General features: G+C 70.1%; 14 protein-coding genes. 4 read left to right on the top strand and 10 right to left on the bottom strand.

Annotated elements, in window-relative coordinates:
• Positions 1–92 precede the first annotated feature (92 nt).
• Positions 93–410, top strand: a complete 318-nt coding sequence (locus FV218_RS18265) for a zinc ribbon domain-containing protein (protein WP_147711013.1) — start codon at positions 93–95, stop codon at positions 408–410.
• Between the two features lie 250 nt (positions 411–660).
• Complete coding sequence (locus FV218_RS18255; RefSeq protein ID WP_147711011.1) at positions 661–1,728, top strand: aliphatic amidase; 1,068 nt, start codon at positions 661–663, stop codon at positions 1,726–1,728.
• Between the two features lie 27 nt (positions 1,729–1,755).
• On the opposite strand, the gene FV218_RS18250 is transcribed toward FV218_RS18255, so the two are convergent.
• Positions 1,756–2,973, bottom strand: a complete 1,218-nt coding sequence (locus FV218_RS18250; protein WP_147711010.1) for an MFS transporter — start codon at positions 2,971–2,973, stop codon at positions 1,756–1,758.
• Between the two features lie 256 nt (positions 2,974–3,229).
• Positions 3,230–3,766 carry a MucR family transcriptional regulator gene (locus FV218_RS18245; protein ID WP_056095539.1) on the bottom strand — a complete coding sequence of 179 codons (537 nt, stop codon included), beginning with the start codon at positions 3,764–3,766 and terminating at the stop codon, positions 3,230–3,232.
• An 821-nt stretch (positions 3,767–4,587) separates the two neighbouring features.
• On the opposite strand from FV218_RS18245, the gene flhA reads away from it, so the two are divergent.
• Positions 4,588–6,753, top strand: a complete 2,166-nt coding sequence (gene flhA, locus FV218_RS18240; protein WP_056095543.1) for a flagellar biosynthesis protein FlhA — start codon at positions 4,588–4,590, stop codon at positions 6,751–6,753.
• Positions 6,754–7,158: 405 nt separating this feature from the next.
• Here the strand turns inward: flhA and FV218_RS18235 are convergent, their stop codons facing one another.
• The 3 genes from FV218_RS18235 to fliI all read right to left on the bottom strand — a co-directional run bounded on the left by FV218_RS18235 (position 7,159) and on the right by fliI (position 10,275).
• The gene (locus FV218_RS18235) at positions 7,159–8,205 is read right to left on the bottom strand and encodes a lysylphosphatidylglycerol synthase domain-containing protein (protein ID WP_147711009.1); all 1,047 of its coding nucleotides are present in this window, start codon (positions 8,203–8,205) and stop codon (positions 7,159–7,161) included.
• A gap of 237 nt (positions 8,206–8,442) precedes the next feature.
• On the bottom strand, positions 8,443–8,850 hold the full coding sequence (fliJ, locus tag FV218_RS18230) for a flagellar export protein FliJ (RefSeq protein ID WP_056095545.1): 408 nt from the start codon (positions 8,848–8,850) through the stop codon (positions 8,443–8,445).
• Between the two features lie 75 nt (positions 8,851–8,925).
• Positions 8,926–10,275, bottom strand: a complete 1,350-nt coding sequence (gene fliI / locus FV218_RS18225) for a flagellar protein export ATPase FliI (protein ID WP_147711008.1) — start codon at positions 10,273–10,275, stop codon at positions 8,926–8,928.
• A gap of 444 nt (positions 10,276–10,719) precedes the next feature.
• Here fliI and FV218_RS18220 point away from each other — a divergent pair, with 444 nt between their 5' ends.
• On the top strand, positions 10,720–11,421 hold the full coding sequence (locus FV218_RS18220; protein ID WP_056095551.1) for a response regulator transcription factor CtrA: 702 nt from the start codon (positions 10,720–10,722) through the stop codon (positions 11,419–11,421).
• Between the two features lie 164 nt (positions 11,422–11,585).
• On the opposite strand, the gene FV218_RS18215 is transcribed toward FV218_RS18220, so the two are convergent.
• The 5 genes from FV218_RS18215 to FV218_RS18195 form a co-directional block, all read right to left on the bottom strand.
• The gene (locus tag FV218_RS18215; RefSeq protein WP_147711007.1) at positions 11,586–12,482 is read right to left on the bottom strand and encodes a protein-glutamate O-methyltransferase CheR; all 897 of its coding nucleotides are present in this window, start codon (positions 12,480–12,482) and stop codon (positions 11,586–11,588) included.
• Positions 12,479–13,576 (bottom strand): chemotaxis-specific protein-glutamate methyltransferase CheB, encoded by a 1,098-nt coding sequence (gene cheB / locus FV218_RS18210; protein WP_246685172.1) that lies wholly within the window; start codon positions 13,574–13,576, stop codon positions 12,479–12,481. Before cheB ends, FV218_RS18215 begins: the two co-directional genes overlap by 4 nt.
• A gap of 159 nt (positions 13,577–13,735) precedes the next feature.
• A complete protein-coding gene (locus FV218_RS18205) occupies positions 13,736–14,137 on the bottom strand; it encodes a response regulator (protein ID WP_056095559.1) in 402 nt (133 codons plus the stop codon).
• A 64-nt stretch (positions 14,138–14,201) separates the two neighbouring features.
• Positions 14,202–14,684, bottom strand: coding sequence for a chemotaxis protein CheW (locus FV218_RS18200; RefSeq protein ID WP_056095833.1), 483 nt, complete (start codon positions 14,682–14,684; stop codon positions 14,202–14,204).
• A 37-nt stretch (positions 14,685–14,721) separates the two neighbouring features.
• Positions 14,722–16,895, bottom strand: a 2,174-nt coding sequence (locus tag FV218_RS18195; RefSeq protein ID WP_147711005.1) for a hybrid sensor histidine kinase/response regulator, incomplete at its 5' end; no start/stop codon positions are given.

Genomic DNA, 16,895 nt, shown 5'->3' with positions numbered 1-16,895 from the left:
GTGCATGGTGCGCCTTCCCTCCCCGCAAGGGGGAGGGAAGGCGCACCATGCACCCCTTGCGTCGCCCCTTGTCGATCCTTCGAGAGGCCCCCATGCCGGTCTACGATTATGCCTGCGCCGCCTGCGGGCCGTTCACGGTCCTGCGCCCGATGGCGCAATTCCAGGACCCGCACGACTGCCCCGATTGCGGGGCGGAATGCGGCCGCGCCTTCCTCACCGCGCCCAACCTCGCCTCCATGGATGCGGGCCGGCGCAAGGCGCACGCCACCAACGAGCGGAGCCAGCACGCGCCCCGCAGGTCGTCCGGGCACGGGGCCGGCTGCGGCTGCTGCTCGGGCGCCAAGGCGAAATCCGACCCCGCGGCCGCCAAGAGTTTTCCCAATGCGCGGCCGTGGATGATCAGCCACTGATCCACTTTACCCTCTCCCCGCTTGCGGGGAGAGGGCCACGGACCCCTTGCCGGGTCCGTGGCAAGCGGAGGCGAAGCCGCAGCGAGGGTGAGGGGGCGCGAACCGATGAGACTCCCTCGGTGGCGCCCCCTCACCTTCGGCTGCCGCCTCGCCGCGCTCCCCGACGAGGGGGAGACGCGGCCTTCTCCCCGGCCGAGCGGGGCAAGGGGACGCACACATCCGCCAGGGTCCATAGGGGAAACATCACGCCATGATGCACGGAGACATCTCGTCCAGCGCCGACAGCGTCGGCGTCGCGGTGGTGAACTACAAGATGCCCCGCCTCCACACCAAGATGGAGGTGCTGGAGAACGCCCAGAAGATCGCCGACATGGTGGTGGGCATGAAGTCCGGCCTGCCGGGCCTCGACCTCGTGATCTTCCCCGAATACTCGACCCACGGGATCATGTACGACGCCGCCGAGATGTACGCGACGGCGACCACGATTCCGGGGGCCGAGACCGAGATCTTCGCCGCCGCCTGCCGCAAGGCGAAGGTGTGGGGCGTGTTCTCGCTGACCGGCGAGCGCCACGCGGAGCACCCCAACAAGGCGCCCTACAACACCCTGATCCTGATGAACGATGAGGGCGCGATCGTGCAGAAGTATCGCAAGATCATGCCGTGGACGCCCATCGAGGGCTGGTATCCGGGCGACCGCACCTACGTCTCCGACGGCCCCAAGGGCCTCAAGGTCAGCCTCATCATCTGCGACGACGGCAACTATCCCGAGATCTGGCGCGACTGCGCCATGCGCGGCGCCGAACTCATCGTCCGCTGCCAGGGCTACATGTATCCGGCGAAAGAGCAGCAGATCCTGATGTCGAAGGCGATGGCGTTCGCCAACAACACCTACGTGGCGGTGGCCAACGCGGCGGGGTTCGACGGCGTCTATTCGTACTTCGGCCACTCGGCCATCGTCGGCTTCGACGGGCGCACCCTCGGCGAGTGCGGCGAGGAGGAGATGGGCATCCAGTACGCCGCCCTGTCGAAGTTCCTGATCCGCGATGCCCGCGCCCACGGTCAGTCCGAAAACCACCTCTTCAAGCTGCTCCACCGCGGCTACACCGGGATGATCAACTCCAAGGAGAACCGCCACGGGCTGTCGGAATGCCCGTACGACTTCTACCGCCGCTGGATCGAGGACCCCGACGGCACCCGCGACGCCGTGCGGGCCATCACCCGCCAGGACGTCGGCACCGAGGAATGCCCCATCGAGGGCATCCCTTTCGTCGGCAAGGCCTTCGTTGACAAGGGCGAGGGCCCGCCCGATCCGCCCTGAGCGTCGCGTGACGCGCTCCGAGCGGGGTCACCGCGACCCGGCCGAACAGGTCTCGACCGGCACTGGGACCGGTCCGGCGACGACAGGGCCGACGGCGCCCGCGCCGACGTCCCCGCGGCGGGCCGTCAGGACGAGGCCGAGGGCGAGGGCCGCGATGCCGGCGCCGAGCCAGGGCAGGCTGCCGTAGCCCATCCCCAGGGTGAGGGCGCCGCCGCCGAGCGCCGCCCCGGTGGCGTTGCCGAGGTTGAACGCGCCCTGGTTCAGGGTCGAGGCGAGGTTGGGCGCGTCGGTCGCCGCCTCCACCACCCAGACCTGCAGGGGCGAGACCAGGGCGAAGACCAGGGCGCCCCAGACCGGCAGGGTCAGCACGGCGGGGATCGCCGCCCGGCTGGTGAAGGCGAACAGCACCAGCACGGCGACGAGGGCGGAGAAGCTCCCGATCACCGTCGCCATGAGGCGCCGGTCGGCGAGGCGCCCGCCCGCGAGGTTGCCGAGGGTGAGGCCGATGCCGAACAGCAGCAGGGCCCCGGTCACCTCCCGCGGGGTCAGGCCGCTCACCTCCGTGAGCAGGGGCGCGATGTAGGTGAACACCGTGAACAGGCTGACGGAGGCGAGCGTGCTCACCAGCATGGGCAGCAGCACCGCCCAGCGCCGCAGGGAGCGGAACTCCCCGGCGAGCCCGCCGCGCGAGCCCGGCAGGCCGCCGGGCACGAAGGCCGCGATGGCCGCCGCCGCGATCACGCCGAGGCCCAGCACCGCCCAGAACGTCGCCCGCCAGCCCGCGACCTGGCCGAGCGCCGTGCCGAAGGGCACGCCCAGCACGTTGGCGAGGGTGAGGCCCGTGAACATCAGGGCCACGGCCTGCGCCCTCTGCGCCCGCGGGACGAGGCCGCTCGCCACCACGGCGCCGATGCCGAAGAACGCCCCGTGGGCGAAGGCCGTCACCACGCGGGCCAGCATGAGGAATCCGTAGCTCGGCGCGAGGGCGCAGCCGAGATTGCCCGCGAGGAACACCCCCATGAGCACGAGCAAAGCCGTTTTCCGCGGCAGCCGGGCCGTGGCGATGGCGACGAGGGGCGCGCCGACGGCGACGCCGAGGGCATAGCCCGACACCAGGAGGCCGGCCCGGGGGACGCTGACCCCGAAACTCTCGGCCACCTCCGGCAACAGGCCCATGATCACGAATTCCGTGGTGCCGATCCCGAAGGAGGCGGCGGCCAGGGCCAGGATCGGACGGGACAACATGGCGACGCCTCGCGCTCGGGGCCCCGGCCCGGACGGCGCGCGGCGATCACGCTGCAATGCAGCATGGGTCCGGGCTATCACGCGTCGGCACAGTCACCGATGCCGCAGGTTCGCGGGTCTCCTGCGCGCGGAACATGGAACGCACGGGGGATCGGACGGACGTTCACCGAACTCCGTCCCTCGCCGAAACGACGAAGGCCACCCCCGCCCTGCGGGGATGGCCTCGGTTGCATTGGCTTCCGGACGTCGGAGCGACTCAGGCGTCGACCTTCTTGCGGGGACCGCGGCGCTTCTTCTCGGGCGCGGCGGGGGCCTCTTCCTCCTGCGGCTCCGGCTCGGGGGCGCTGACCACCTCCTCGGGGGCGGCTTTGGCGAGGCCCTTGCGGCGCTGCTGGCCGAGCCCGAGGGCGCGGGCGAGTTCGGAGCGCTGCTCGGAATAGCTGGCCGAGGTCATCGGATAGTCGGGCGCCAGGCCCCACTTGGCGCGGTACTGCTCGGGGGTCAGGCCGCGCAGGGTGAGGTGCCGGCGCAGGGTCTTGTACTGCTTGCCGTCCTCGAAGCTGATCAAGTAGTCGGCGGTGATCGAGCGGCGGATTTCCTGGGGGGTGGCCTTGGGCGGGCCGGTCTCGACGGCCGGGGCGCCACTTGCCGTCACGCCCCGGATCGCCTCGTGGACATCGCTGAGCAGCTTCGGCAGCTCGGCACTCTGCACGTGATTGTTACTGACATAGGCGGAAACGATATCTGCCGCGAGCGTGATCAGGCGGGCAGCATCGGACTCTGTTTCGGTCATGATCTCATCACCATTCTCAACTTAAGTCATAGGTCGTTTTGATCGTAGGCTCAAATCTTTCCGCAAGCAATATTTTACCGTACTGACCTGCGCGTTTTTCACGAGTAGTTGTGGATTAAGGGCCGTTTCTCGCGCTGCATAGGTAGCCTGGCGCGTTGACCCGCAGGGGTTGTTCGCGCGGGCGGCGGCGTCTCGGCCCGGCTCGGCCTGATCCGGCGTTGCGGCGAGGGTGATCTTGTCGCGTGCCGTCGTGACCGACGGCTCCGCTGAGAAAGCCTTTCGCGGGTGCTGATCTGGACGGACGCGATACTGTCCCGTTGCGGGTCGACCATCCTGCCCTGCGACCGGCCACGGACGAATCCGCCCGGATCGCAACGCATCAACGATCATGCCTTGTAAAAGTTTCAATACTGGCATTGCCACGACTAAAACCCGTTGGCAATGGCGTATCGGGGCAGACGCCGCATCGAAGCGAAGATCAGCGGTGGGAAATTTTCGTTGATCCTCCGGTGGGGGCGACGGAACCCCTGCGCTGCTCCAGAGAAGCCGGAGTTTGCGGACCGCTTTCTCGCTGCACGGGTCGGTTCTTCGTTGTCCGGAAGGAGCCGTTGCCTGAGCGGGCCGGTCAGACCCGCGTCGGGATTATCCCGCGGCCGGACGCTCGCGTCGCGAACCGGGACCGGCACCGGGTTTTGCTGGCGGCGCGGCGCCCGAATCGGATCGTTAACGGTCCGCTAACCATGGGGGCGGCAAATCTTGCCGGGTCCGACTGGACGGGTCCGACTTGGCGGACCCCGATCCGGCGGATTACGAGGTTGACGATGAGCGAGACGGCCGCCGCCGCGCCGGCTCCCGGTCCGGGTTCGGGAATGACTGTCGGTCAGTTCGCGAGCTTCGCGATCCCCAACCGCGCCAATCTCCACGCCCTGTCCAAGCGCACGGACCTGTTCTTCGCCACCGCCGTGATGGGCATCCTCACGGTGCTCATCTTTCCCCTGCCGGCGTTTCTCCTCGACCTGCTGCTGGCCGTCTCGATCATCATCTCGGTGCTGATCATGATGACGGGTCTGTTCATCGACAACCCCCTCGAATTCACCGTCTTCCCGACCCTGCTCCTGGTCGCGACCCTGCTGCGCCTCGCCCTCAACCTCGCCTCGACCCGCCTCATCCTCGGCCACGGCCACGAGGGCACGGCGGCGGCCGGTCACGTCATCGAGGCGTTCGGCAACTTCGTCATGGGCGGAAACTTCGTCATCGGGATCATCGTGTTCGCGATCCTGATCATCGTGAACTTCGTCGTCATCACCAAGGGTTCGGGCCGCATCGCCGAAGTCGCGGCGCGCTTCACCCTCGACGCCATGCCGGGCAAGCAGATGGCCATCGACGCCGACCTCTCGGCCGGCCTCATCGACGAGAAGGTGGCCAAGGCCCGCCGCTCCGCCCTGGAGGAGGAATCCTCGTTCTTCGGCGCCATGGACGGCGCCTCGAAGTTCGTGCGCGGCGACGCCATCGCGGCCCTGCTCATCACCTTCATCAACGTCATCGGCGGCATCATCATCGGCGTCGCCCAGCAGGGCATGCCCTTCGGCGCGGCGGCGAAGACCTACACCCTGCTCACCATCGGCGACGGCCTCGCCAGCCAGGTGCCGGCCCTCATCGTCTCGGCGGCGGCCGGCATCCTCGTCTCGAAGGCGGGCGTGAAGGGCTCGGCCGACAAGGCCCTGGGCAAGCAGCTCGCCAACTACCCCAAGGCGCTCGGCATGTCGTCCGGCGTCATGGTGCTGATCTCGCTCCTGCCCGGCATGCCGATGCTCCCGTTCCTGGCGCTCGCCGGCGCCTCCGGCTACGCCGCCTGGCACTTCGCCAAGGTCGCCCGCGAGGCCCCGCCGCTGGATTCCGACGGCGCGCCCATGGACGCCACGGCCGTGGCCGCCGCCCAGGCCGCCAAGGAAGAGACCGTCACCGACCTCCTGAAGCTCGACGACCTCAAGCTCGAGATGGGCTACGCGCTCCTGGCCCTCGTCAACGGCCCGGAAGGCCAGGACCGGCTCACCGACCAGATCAAGGCCCTGCGCCGCCAGCTCGCGGCGGAGCTCGGCTTCGTGATGCCGTCCGTGCGCATCCTCGACAACGTCCAGCTCGACGCCAACGCCTACGTGGTGCGGGTCAAGGAGATCGAGGCCGGCACCGGCCAGATCTTCCCGGGCCAGTTCATGGCCATGGACCCCATGGGCGGACAGGTGCAGCTCCCCGGCCAGCACATGTTGGAGCCGACCTTCGGCCTGCCCGCCACCTGGATCGACGCGTCCCTGCGCGATCAGGCCCAGCTCAAGGGCTACACCGTGGTGGATGCCGCCACCGTGGTCTCGACGCACCTCACCGAGATCATCAAGGCCCACGTCTCGGAACTGCTCAGCCACGTCGAGGTGCAGAAGCTCCTGCGCGAGGTCTCGAAGGACCATTCGGACCTGCTGAAGGAGGTGATGCCGAGCCAGATCGCCTCCACGGGCATCCAGCGGGTGCTGCAGTTCCTCCTGGCCGAGCGGGTCTCGATCCGCGACCTCGGCGCCATCATTGAGGGCGTGGCGGAGGTCGCCGGCCACGTGAAGAACCCGCGCGACATCGTCGAGCACGTCCGCGCCCGCCTCGGGCGCCAGATCTGCGCCCAGTACCAGGGGCCGGACGGCATGCTGCCGATCATCACCCTGTCGCCGGCCTGGGAGCAGGCCTTCCTCGAATCCATCGCCGGCGAGCGCGACGAGCGCTACCTCGCCATGCAGCCCTCGAAGCTGTCGGAATTCGTCAACACCGTGCGCGACCGCTTCGAGACCGCCGCCCGCATGGGCGAGATGCCGGTGCTGGTCACCTCGGTCCAGGCCCGGCCGTTCGTGCGCTCCATCATCGAGCGCTTCCGCCGCGAGACCCCGGTGATGAGCCAGGCGGAGATCCACCCCCGCGCCCGCCTGCGGACGGTGGGGTCGGTCTAGGGATTTTTTTGGGGGTCGCGATCGCCCTCGCCCCGCCTGCGGGGAGAGGGACGCGTCTCCCCCTTGCCGGGGAGCGCGTCGAGGCGGCAGCCGAAGGTGAGGGGGTGATTCCGAGTGAGACTCCTCCGACGAAGCCCCCTCACCGTCGCTGCGGCTCCGCCTTCGCTCGCCGCAGGCACGACGGGGTGCCTGCGGCCCTCTCCCCGCACGCGGGGAGAGGGGGATGCGCGCACACGCTCTGCGCGAACGGGCAAGGGCCGACCCAAACGCATGCACCCCTCTGCCATCGCCCTGCCCTGCAAGCGGGGCGAGGGAATGCGCGACTGACTCGATCCATCCCTCAGAGCGCCCTGCCCGATGGTGCAAGGCGCGCGGGTCGACGGGCCGTCTCTCAGTTCGAAAGAATCACACCCGGTTCTTGCGCACCCGCGCGTCGATGGCCTTCGGGTCGAGGCCCGGCGCCGCGAGCGGCGCGGCGGGCGCCGCCTCGGCCGGTTCGCCCTTGATGGCGCTGGCGAGGCGGTTGCGCTCGTAGAGCAGCACCACGACCACGGAGATGAGGAACGGTACCCAGAAGTAGAACAGCCGGAACACCAGCAGGGCGGCGATGATGGACGGGCGGGCGACATCCGGCATCGCCACCACGAAGACGAGCTCGAACACGCCGAGGCCGCCGGGGGCGTTCGACACCAGGGCCGCCGAGAACGAGGCGAGGAACACCGCGAGCACCACGAGGAAGCCGGGGTTCCCGGCCTCCGGCAGGGCGAAGTAGATGATCCCGGCGGCGCCCAGCAATTCCAGGGGCGCGGCGATGATCTGCCGGACCATGATCTGCGGGCGCGGGTATTGCAGCTTGAAGGTGCGGATGGTCAGGGGCTTCAGGCGCAGGAGCGAGCCGACGACGTAGAGGGCGACGAACCCGAGCAGGGCGGCGCCGAGGATGCGGGCGGTGGCCGGATCGGTGAGCACCGACGGCAGGTAGCCGTTGAGCCGGGTCAGGGTGTCGGGCAGGGCGACGAGGACGATGCCGCCGAGCAGGATCGTGCCGAGGCCGAAGGTGAACGAGCACAGGGCGACCAGCACGGCGACCTGGGCCGCCGACAGGCCCTTGGCGGTGTAGGCGCGGTAGCGCACCACGGCGCCGGAGAACACCGAGGCGCCGATATTGTGCGACAGGGCGTAGGTGGTGAACGAGCAGACCGAGACGAAGAACCACGAGATGTGGCGGACGCCGAGATGCAGCAGGGCGATGCGGTCGTACCAAGCCAGCGCCGCGTAGGCCACGAGGGTGGCGAGGCCCGCGAGCAGGAAGCGGTGGACCGGAATCTCCGCAAAACTGCTCTTGATCTCGGCGAGGGAGATGCCAGCGAGCTCGCGGTAGAGCAGGTAGCCGGAGACGATGACGGCGGCGAGGCCGATGATCGGCCAGATGAAATCGCTGATCTTCTTCATGATCGACAGGTCGAGCCCCACTAAGCGGGCCCTCCCTGCACGACGATGCCCGGCGCCGCAAGCGAACGCCGCGGGCGAACACAGGGGGTTGGGCCGAGCCCGGGAGGACACCGGCAGGATCGGGTGATGTCACCCGATCATGACGGTTTCGTGCCGGAGCCGCGGATGCCACGCCCCCGCGAGGTCATGGAAAGCCCCTGCGAGGTCGGGGGAAGCCCCGGCGGGGCGCGGGTCGGGTCAGGCGCGGACGCGGGACAGGCCGATGCCGTCCATGGCGGCCTGGTCGCGGGCGGCTTCGGCGGCGCGCTCGGCGGTGCGCTCGCGGTCGTCGAGGATCTCGATCTTCTTCAGGTCCTCGAAGGCCTCGCCGAGCTCGGCCTTGGCCTCGGAGAGCTGGCCTTCGAGGGCGGCGGCGGATTGGCGCATGTTGTCCCGGCGGGCGGCCGCCGCGCGGGCATAGGTCGGATAGGCGAAGTGGGCGGTGTCGGTGATGCCGGCACGGCCCTCCTCGTGGGCGACCTCGCGGTCGAGTTCGAGGGCCATGCGGGTGAAGTCGGCCATCATCATCTCGATCTGCGTCACGCGCCGACGCTTCTCGTCGACCTGGAAGCGTCGCAGCCGGATCAGCGTGTCACGCGATTTCATAGGATGGTCCACTCCACGCAACGCACGCATGTCCCGGGTCGTCCGCACCGAGGTCCGGGGACCGCGCGGCGTCGATCAGGGGCCGCCGACGATCTCGGCGAGGCGTGAGTAACCCTGGCCGATCGAAGTTGCTTCTTCCTTACCCTGACCTAGAAAAGCCTCCAGATCGGGCATCAAAGCCACCGCTTCGTCCACTTCCGGCGAGGCGCCGGCGCGATAGGCGCCGAGCCGGATGAGTTCCTCCATGTCGGCGTAGGTCGAGAGGATGCGCCGCGCCCGCCGCACCGTCGGCAGGTGCGCCGGATCGCAGGCCTTCGGCATGGTCCGCGACACCGAGCGCAGGACGTTGATGGCCGGGTAGCGCCCGCGCTCGGCGATGCCGCGCTCCATGACGATGTGGCCGTCGAGGATGCCGCGGACGGCGTCGGCCACGGGCTCGTTGTGGTCGTCGCCCTCCACCAGCACGGTGAACAGACCCGAGATCGCCCCCTGCCCCGTGCCCGGCCCGGCCCGCTCAAGCAGGCGCGGCAATTCGCTGAACACCGTGGGGGTGTAGCCCTTGGCCGTGGGCGGCTCGCCGGCGGCGAGGCCGATGTCGCGCTGGGCCATGGCGAAGCGGGTGATCGAATCGATCATGCACAGGACCTGGGCGCCCTGATCGCGAAAGTATTCGGCCACCGCCAGGGTGACGTAGGCGGCGTTGCGGCGCATGAGCGCCGGCTCGTCGGAGGTCGCCACCACCACCACGGAGCGGGCGAGGCCGGCCGGGCCGAGGTCGTCCTGCAAAAATTCCTGGACCTCGCGACCGCGCTCGCCGACGAGGCCGATCACGGCCACGTCGGCGGCGGTGTAGCGGGCGAGCATCGACAGGAGCACCGACTTGCCGACGCCGGAGCCGGCGAAGATGCCCATGCGCTGGCCGGCGCACATGGTGAGGAAGGTGTTGATGCAGCGGATGCCGAGATCGAGGGGCGGCCCGACCCGGCGCCGGGCATGGGCGGGCGGCGGATCGGCCCGCAGGGGATAGATCACCGGCCCGTGGTCGAGGGGGCCGAGGCCGTCGATGGGCCGCCCGAGGGCGTCGATGGTGCGTCCGAGCCAGGCCGGCGACGGGCGGATGGCCCCGGCGGCCTCGTCGCGGACATAGGCCGGGCAGCCCCGGCGCACGCCCTCGAGGGAGCCGAACGGCATGGCCAGCGCCCGGTCGCCCTGGAAGCCGATGATCTCGCAGGGCACGGCGCCCGAACCGTTCTCCACGGCGATGTCGAGGCGCCCGCCGAGCCGCATGGCGGCCACGGGGCCGGCGACCTCGACGAGGAGGCCCCGGATCGCCACGACCCGGCCGTAGATCTCCAGGGTCTCGACCCGGTCGAGGGCGGCGCGCGCCCCGGCCAGGCGCAGGCGCGTGCCGCGCGGGTCGCTCACGGCTGATGCCGTCCGGTCATCGGCGTTCCCTCAACCCTTCGTTTACCGCTCTCCTTAACACTGCGGCGGTCGGGCCGGTAGCGGGCCCCGGCTTCCGGGCCGGGACGTGGCGATTTCGCAAGCGGCGTCGCGCGTCATCGCGGGATCGTGTCCCCGGAGCGACAGCACGCGGCCCGATGGGGTCGGGACAGGGCTTGGGGAGGGTTCTTCAGGTGGTGCATGAAGCGGAGGGCCCGCCCGTCGAGAACAGAGCGCCAACGGTTGCGGGCGTTGCCGGACGACGTGTCCAAATCGCCGCTTGCGCCCGTGAATCAGGTTTTGTTAACGATTAACCAATAGCGTTTCACGTCAATGACGAGGGAGCGTCCGCCGCGGGCCGGTGGCGGACGAAGGCGGGGGTGTGCCCGTACGCTTGCACACGGCCGGCCGGGCTGGGGACCGACGATGCGGGTACTTCTGATCGAGGACGACAGCGCGACGGCGCAGAGCATCGAACTGATGCTCAAATCCGAGAGCTTCAACACCTACACCACCGATCTCGGTGAGGAGGGGATCGATCTCGGCAAGCTCTACGATTACGACATCATCCTCCTCGACCTGAACCTGCCCGACATGTCGGGCTACGAGGTCCTGCGGAATCTTCGCGTCGCCAAGGTGAAGACCCCGATCCTCATCCTGTCGGGCATGGCCGGCATCGAGGACAAGGTGAAGGGCCTCGGCTTCGGCGCCGACGACTACCTGACCAAGCCCTTCCACAAGGACGAGCTCGTCGCCCGCATCCACGCCATCGTCCGCCGCTCGAAGGGCCACGCCCAGTCGGTGATCACCACCGGCGACCTCATCGTCAACCTCGACCAGAAGACCGTCGAGGTCTCGGGCTCCCGCGTGCACCTGACCGGCAAGGAGTACCAGATGCTGGAACTCCTCTCGCTCCGGAAAGGCACGACGCTGACGAAGGAGATGTTCCTCAACCACCTCTACGGCGGCATGGACGAGCCCGAGCTGAAGATCATCGACGTGTTCATCTGCAAGCTGCGCAAGAAGCTGGCGAACGCCTCCTCCGGCAAGAACTACATCGAGACCGTCTGGGGCCGCGGCTACGTCCTGCGCGAACCCAACGAGTCCGAGGAGCGCATCGCCGTCTAGGCGACCGGCGCGTCCCGACGAAAAAGGCCCCGCTCGCGCGGGGCTTTTTTCGTTTCGGCCCGGTCGCATCCCGTGCGGATCGCGCACCCGCCGATGCCGCGTTCCGCGAATCCCGGACACGGGCCGGCGGCGTCGGAGCGATCCGGTCCGACGCCGCCGGCGCCCTACAGCCCCACCACCCGGCGCAGGGGCGGTTGGAGGGCGGAGGCCATGGCCGCCGCCGGCAGGCCCGTGGAGGCCCGCGCCGGGGCCGCCGCCTGGTTGTACAGGCCGCGATGCTGCGAATTCGGCGCGAGGCGGTCGGTGAGGCCGATCACCGTCTCGGCCGCCCCGAGGAGGACCGCGCCGTCGGGCGCCAGGCTGGCGCTGATCCTGGCGAGGACGTCGCCCTTGGTGGCCGCATCGAAGTAGATCAGCACGTTGCGGCAGTAGACGATGTCGAAGGTGCCGAGCTGATCGAAGGGCTGGAGCAGGTTCAGGGGCCGGAAATCCACCATCTGGCGGAGGTTGGCGGCGATGCGCCACTGCTCGCCGACCTGCTCGAAATGCTTGATCAGGAGCTGGACCGGCAGGCCGCGCTGCACCTCGAAATGGCTGTAGAGCCCGGCCCGCGCCCGCTCGAGGACCTCCGTCGACAGGTCGGTGGCGACGAGGTCGACGGTCCAGCCGGCCAGGCGCGGGGCGGCCTCGTGCAGCATCATCGCCAGGGAATACGGCTCCTGGCCGGTGGAGGCGGCGGCGCACCAGATCCGCAGGCGGCGCTGGGCGGCCCGCCGGGCCATGGCCTCGGGCAGCAGCACGTCGCGGAACAGGTCGAAGGGCGCCCGGTCGCGGAAGAAGAACGTCTCGTTGGTGGTCATGGCCTCCACCACCGCCTTCTCCATGGCGGCCTCGCGCCCGCCCTTGAGGGCGTTGACGAGGTCGTGGAGGCTGGCGAGGTTGAAGCGCCGGCACACCGGGCCGAGGCGGCTCTCGACGAGGTAGCGCTTCTCGCCGCTGAGGGCCAGGCCCGAGCGGGCCTTGAGGTAGGTGCGCAGGAAGTCGAACTCGACGTCGGTCATGAGCCCTGCCCGTTGAGGAGGTTGCGGAGCGCGCCGCCGATTTCGGAGAGCGGCAGGATCGCCTGGGCGAGGCCGGCCTTGGCGACGCTGCCGGGCATGCCCCAGACCGTGCTGGTGGCCTCGTCCTGGGCGAGGACGGCGGCGCCCGCCTCGGTGAGGGCCCGGGCCCCGCCGGTGCCGTCGGCGCCCATGCCCGTCAGCACCACGGCGAGGGCCGCGGCGCCGAAGATCGCGGCCGCATCCTGGAACAGGACGTCGACGGCCGGCCGGCAGAAATTGACCACGGGTCCGTCATGGAGGCGGATCGCCACGTCGGGGCGGCCCGGCGTCCCTGTCAGGCCCATGTGGCGCCCGCCCGGCGCCACGTAGATCCGGCCGGGCTGAAGCCGCTCGTCGGCCTTGCCCTCGGCGGCCGGCAGGCCGGTGCGGGCGCCGAGATGCTCGGCGAACACCGCCGTGAACACCGGCGGCATGTGCTGGACGATGAGGACGGGGACCTGGCGCAGGGTCGCGCTGCCGATCTTCTCCAGGACCTCGCCGACAGCCCGCGGGCCGCCCGTGGAGGCGCCGATGAGCAGGACGCGGGGGGCGATTCCCGAGCGGGCCTTGGGCCGGAGAACCAGGGGGGCGGCGGGCTTCGGCGCCGGCGCGGCCACGTGGGCGAACGCCCCGGCCCCGGTGCCCTGAGCCGGTCCGCGCTTGCGCGCCCGGGCCGATCCGAACAGGCGGACCCGCTCGATGAGGTCCTGGCGGAACACGTCCGAGGTGGTGACGCCGCGGTTGCTCTCGGGCTTGGCGAGGTAGTCGACGGCGCCCAGCGCCAGGCAGCGCAGGGAGATGTCGGCGTTGCGCGTCGTCAGGGTCGACATCATCACGATCTGCACGCCCGGGCTCTTGGCGAGCAGCAGGGGCAGGGCCTGGGTGCCGTCGAGTTCCGGCATGTCGATGTCGAGGAGGATCACGTCGGGGTCGTGGCGGGACATGGCCTCGACGGCGATGCGGCCGTTGGAGGCCGTGGCGACCACGTCGAAGCCGGCCTCGGCGATCCAGCGGGCGACGAGGCCGCGCACCACGGCCGAATCGTCGGCGATCATGACGCGGATGCGCGGGCCCGGTGCGGCGGTCACGGCCGGACTCGGGGCGGCGGAGAGGGGTTTGAGAGCCAGCATGGGTCCTTGACGCTTCGGCTGAGCGGGACGGGGTCGGGTCGCGTCCGGCCGGGCGAACCCGACGGGGAAGGGCTCAGGACACCCTCAGGCGGTCCCGACGTCGCCGGCGAAGCCGCCATCGCTGGGAAAACCGACCTGGGCGAGCTTGGCGGTGACGATCTCGCGGTCGAACGGCTTCATGATGTACTCGTCGGCGCCGGCGTGGAGGGCGCGGGCGATGGCCCCGACGTCGTTCTCGGTGGTGCAGAACAGCACCTTGGGCTTCTCGCCGCCGGGGGTCTGCCGCAGGGCCTTGAGGAAGTCGTAGCCGTCCATGGTCGGCATGTTCCAGTCGAGGAGAATGGCATCCGGCATGGCCTCGCCGCAGGCGGCGAGCGCCATCTGGCCGTCCTCGGCCTCGCCGACCTGGAAGTTCATGGTCTCGAAGATCCGGCGGGCCACCTTCCGGATCACGGCGGAATCGTCGACGACGAGGCAGGTCTTCATCGGTGTGTCCCCGAGGAATGCGACAGGATCGGGCGGCGCCGCGTAGGCCGCGCCGCGGACGGGGTCAGGCCGCGCCGGCGACGAGGCGGGGGGCGCCGAAGGCCAGGAGGGCGTCGACGTCGAGGATCACCAAGAGGTGCGCCTGGAGGCGGTGGACGCCGAGCGACAGGTCGCGCCAGCGCGCGTCGAGGTTGATCGGCACCGGCTCGTGGGTGTCGGCCCCGAGCTTCAGCACCTCGCCGACGCCGTCGACGATGAGGGCGAAGGTCTCGCCGCCCTGCTCCAGGCCGATGGCCATGCGGTTGGCGTCGCCGGCCCGGTCGGGCAGGCTGAGCCGGCGGCGCAGGCACAGGGCCGTCACCACCCGCCCGCGCAGGTTGAGCAGGCCGACGATCTCCGGCGGCGCGAGGGGCACCGGCGTCACGCCGGCGGGGATGAAGACGTCGTGGACCCGGTTGATGGCCAGACCGAACATGGTCTCGCCGACGAACACCGTGACGAAGTCGTTGGTGCCGCCCGCCTCGGCGTTGCTGTTTGCGGCCTGCATCATGGACGTGGGCTCCGATCGTGCGCGAGGGCCGGCATCAGGCGGCGTGGGATTGGGCGGGGGCGGCGACGTCGATCTCGGCCAGCGCCGCGATGAGGCCGCTGCGGTCGAACTTCGCCACGAGGTCGAGGATCGAGAGGGTGCGGGCCCGGGCGATGGCCTCGGGGCCGATGGTGCCCGAGAGGCCGATCACCGGCAGGCCGGCGACGCGCCCCTCGACCTTGCGCATGGCGCCGACGAGGTCGAAGCCGTTGCGGCCGGGCATTTCGAGATCGCAGACCACGACGTCGATGCGGGGGTTGGAGAGCAGGGCCGCCACCGCCTCGTCGGCGCTGGCCGCCGTGATCACGTGGTAGCCCGCCGCCTTGAGGACCGGCGACAGCATGTCCCGGAAGAAGGCCGAATCGTCCACCAGCAGCAGGGTCGAGGACCGCTTGGCGGTCTTCTTCGGGCCCCGCGCCCAGTCGTCGTAGGCGAGCGGCAGGAAGTGGGCGATGTTGATGATCTCGGTGGCGCGGCCGCGCAGGACCGCCGAGCCGATGAGGTCGGAGCGGTCGGCCGAGATCTCCACGTCGAGGCGCTCCTCGACGATGTCGACGATCTCGTCGACCACGAGGCCCATGGCCCGCTCGCCGTCGGAGAACACCACCAGGGCCTGGGTGCCGGTCTTGCGGATCTCGATGGAGGGATCGGCGGGAACCAGCGGCATCAGGCGGCCGCGATACTGGATGAGCGGACGTCCGCCGACCCACTCGACCTTGGCGGCGTCGATCTCCTCGAGGCGGGTGACGAGGGAGAGCGGCACCGCCTTGTAGCTGCCGGCCCCGCCCTTGAACACCAGGAGGGTCGCCTTGGCGTCGGCGGCCTCGGTTTCCTCGGCCTCGGCCTCGACGGGGATCGCGCCGGACTGGGTGCTCTGGCTGACCTGCTGGGCGATGCCGTTGGGATCGACGATGAGCACCACGGCGCCGTCGCCCAGGATGGTGTTGCCGGCGAACAGCGGCAGGTGGCGCAGCTTCGAGGACATCGGCTTCACGACGATCTCCTCCGTGTGGAAGACCTCGTCGACGAGGATGCCGAAGCGCTGGCGCCCGACCTGGGCCACCACCACGAAGCCGGAATCGATGTCGGTGGCGGCGGGGGCCTGGCCGAGGACGCCCGTGAGGGTGACGATGGGCAGGAGCCGCTCGCGGAGGCGCAGGACCGGCGAGCCGTTGATGCGCTCGACCTGCTGCGCCGTGGACTTGTCGACGCGCACCAGCTCCAGCACCGCCACCTGCGGCACGGCGTAGCGCAGGTCGCCTGCCTTGACGATGAGGGCGGCGATGATCGCCAGGGTGAGGGGGATCTTGATGGTGAAGGTGGTGCCGCGCCCGAGCTGGGTGTTGATGTCGATGACGCCGCCGATGAGCTCGATGTTCGTCTTGACCACGTCCATGCCGACGCCGCGGCCCGAGACCGAGGTGACCGCCGCCGCCGTGGAGAAGCCGGGGTGGAAGATGAACTTCGCCACCTGGGCATCGGTCATGCGCTCGACCTCGGCCTGGGAGGCGACCTTGCGCTCCACGGCCTTGCGGCGGATGGCGGCGAGATCGAGGCCCTTGCCGTCGTCGGCGATCTCGATCGTGATGGTGCCGCCCTCGTGGTAGGCGGACAGGCGGATGGTGCCGCGTGCCGGCTTGCCGGCGGCCTTGCGGTCGGCGGCGCCCTCAATGCCGTGGTCGGCGGAGTTGCGCACCATGTGGGTGAGCGGGTCCTTGATCACCTCCAGGACCTGGCGGTCGAGCTCGGTCTCGGCGCCGCTCATGACGAGCTCGATCTGCTTGCCGAGTTCCGACGACAGGTCGCGCACCACCCGGGGCAGCTTCTGCCAGGCGTTGCCGATGGGCTGCATCCGCGTCTTCATCACGCCTTCCTGCAGCTCGGCCGTCACGTGGCTGAGGCGCTGCAGGGGGACCTTGTAGGTCGAATCGTCGTGGCGGCGGGCGATCTCGAGGAGCTGGTTGCGGGTCAGGACCAGCTCGGACACCATCGTCATGAGGTGTTCGAGGGTGTCGACGTTGACCCGGATGGTCTGGACCTTGGCGATGCCGCCCTCGGTCGCCTCCGACGGGCCGTCCTTGGCCGGGGCCTTGGCCGCGGGCTCGTCGTGGACCGGGGCCTCGACCGCGGGGGCGGGGGCGGCTGCCTGGGGGGCCACGGCCACGGGCG

Origin of the sequence: Methylobacterium sp. WL69, assembly GCF_008039485.1 — a bacterium.
Lineage (GTDB): Bacteria > Pseudomonadota > Alphaproteobacteria > Rhizobiales > Beijerinckiaceae > Methylobacterium.
Note: the sequence above shows the minus strand (reverse complement) of the source record. Positions and strands in the feature narration are given on the sequence as shown.

Excerpts from the sequence above, each read along its gene's own strand:
- FV218_RS18215 (WP_147711007.1), bottom strand. The coding sequence starts at position 12,482 with ATGACCGACGTCGAGTTCGACTTCCTGCGCACCTACCTCAAGGCCCGC.
- FV218_RS18265 (WP_147711013.1), top strand. The coding sequence starts at position 93 with ATGCCGGTCTACGATTATGCCTGCGCCGCCTGCGGGCCGTTCACGGTC.
- FV218_RS18245 (WP_056095539.1), bottom strand. The coding sequence starts at position 3,766 with ATGACCGAAACAGAGTCCGATGCTGCCCGCCTGATCACGCTCGCGGCA.
- FV218_RS18200 (WP_056095833.1), bottom strand. The coding sequence starts at position 14,684 with ATGCAGGCCGCAAACAGCAACGCCGAGGCGGGCGGCACCAACGACTTC.
- FV218_RS18250 (WP_147711010.1), bottom strand. The coding sequence starts at position 2,973 with ATGTTGTCCCGTCCGATCCTGGCCCTGGCCGCCGCCTCCTTCGGGATC.
- flhA (WP_056095543.1), top strand. The coding sequence starts at position 4,588 with ATGAGCGAGACGGCCGCCGCCGCGCCGGCTCCCGGTCCGGGTTCGGGA.
- FV218_RS18220 (WP_056095551.1), top strand. The coding sequence starts at position 10,720 with ATGCGGGTACTTCTGATCGAGGACGACAGCGCGACGGCGCAGAGCATC.
- FV218_RS18255 (WP_147711011.1), top strand. The coding sequence starts at position 661 with ATGATGCACGGAGACATCTCGTCCAGCGCCGACAGCGTCGGCGTCGCG.
- fliJ (WP_056095545.1), bottom strand. The coding sequence starts at position 8,850 with ATGAAATCGCGTGACACGCTGATCCGGCTGCGACGCTTCCAGGTCGAC.
- FV218_RS18205 (WP_056095559.1), bottom strand. The coding sequence starts at position 14,137 with ATGAAGACCTGCCTCGTCGTCGACGATTCCGCCGTGATCCGGAAGGTG.
- cheB (WP_246685172.1), bottom strand. The coding sequence starts at position 13,576 with ATGATCGCCGACGATTCGGCCGTGGTGCGCGGCCTCGTCGCCCGCTGG.
- FV218_RS18235 (WP_147711009.1), bottom strand. The coding sequence starts at position 8,205 with ATGAAGAAGATCAGCGATTTCATCTGGCCGATCATCGGCCTCGCCGCC.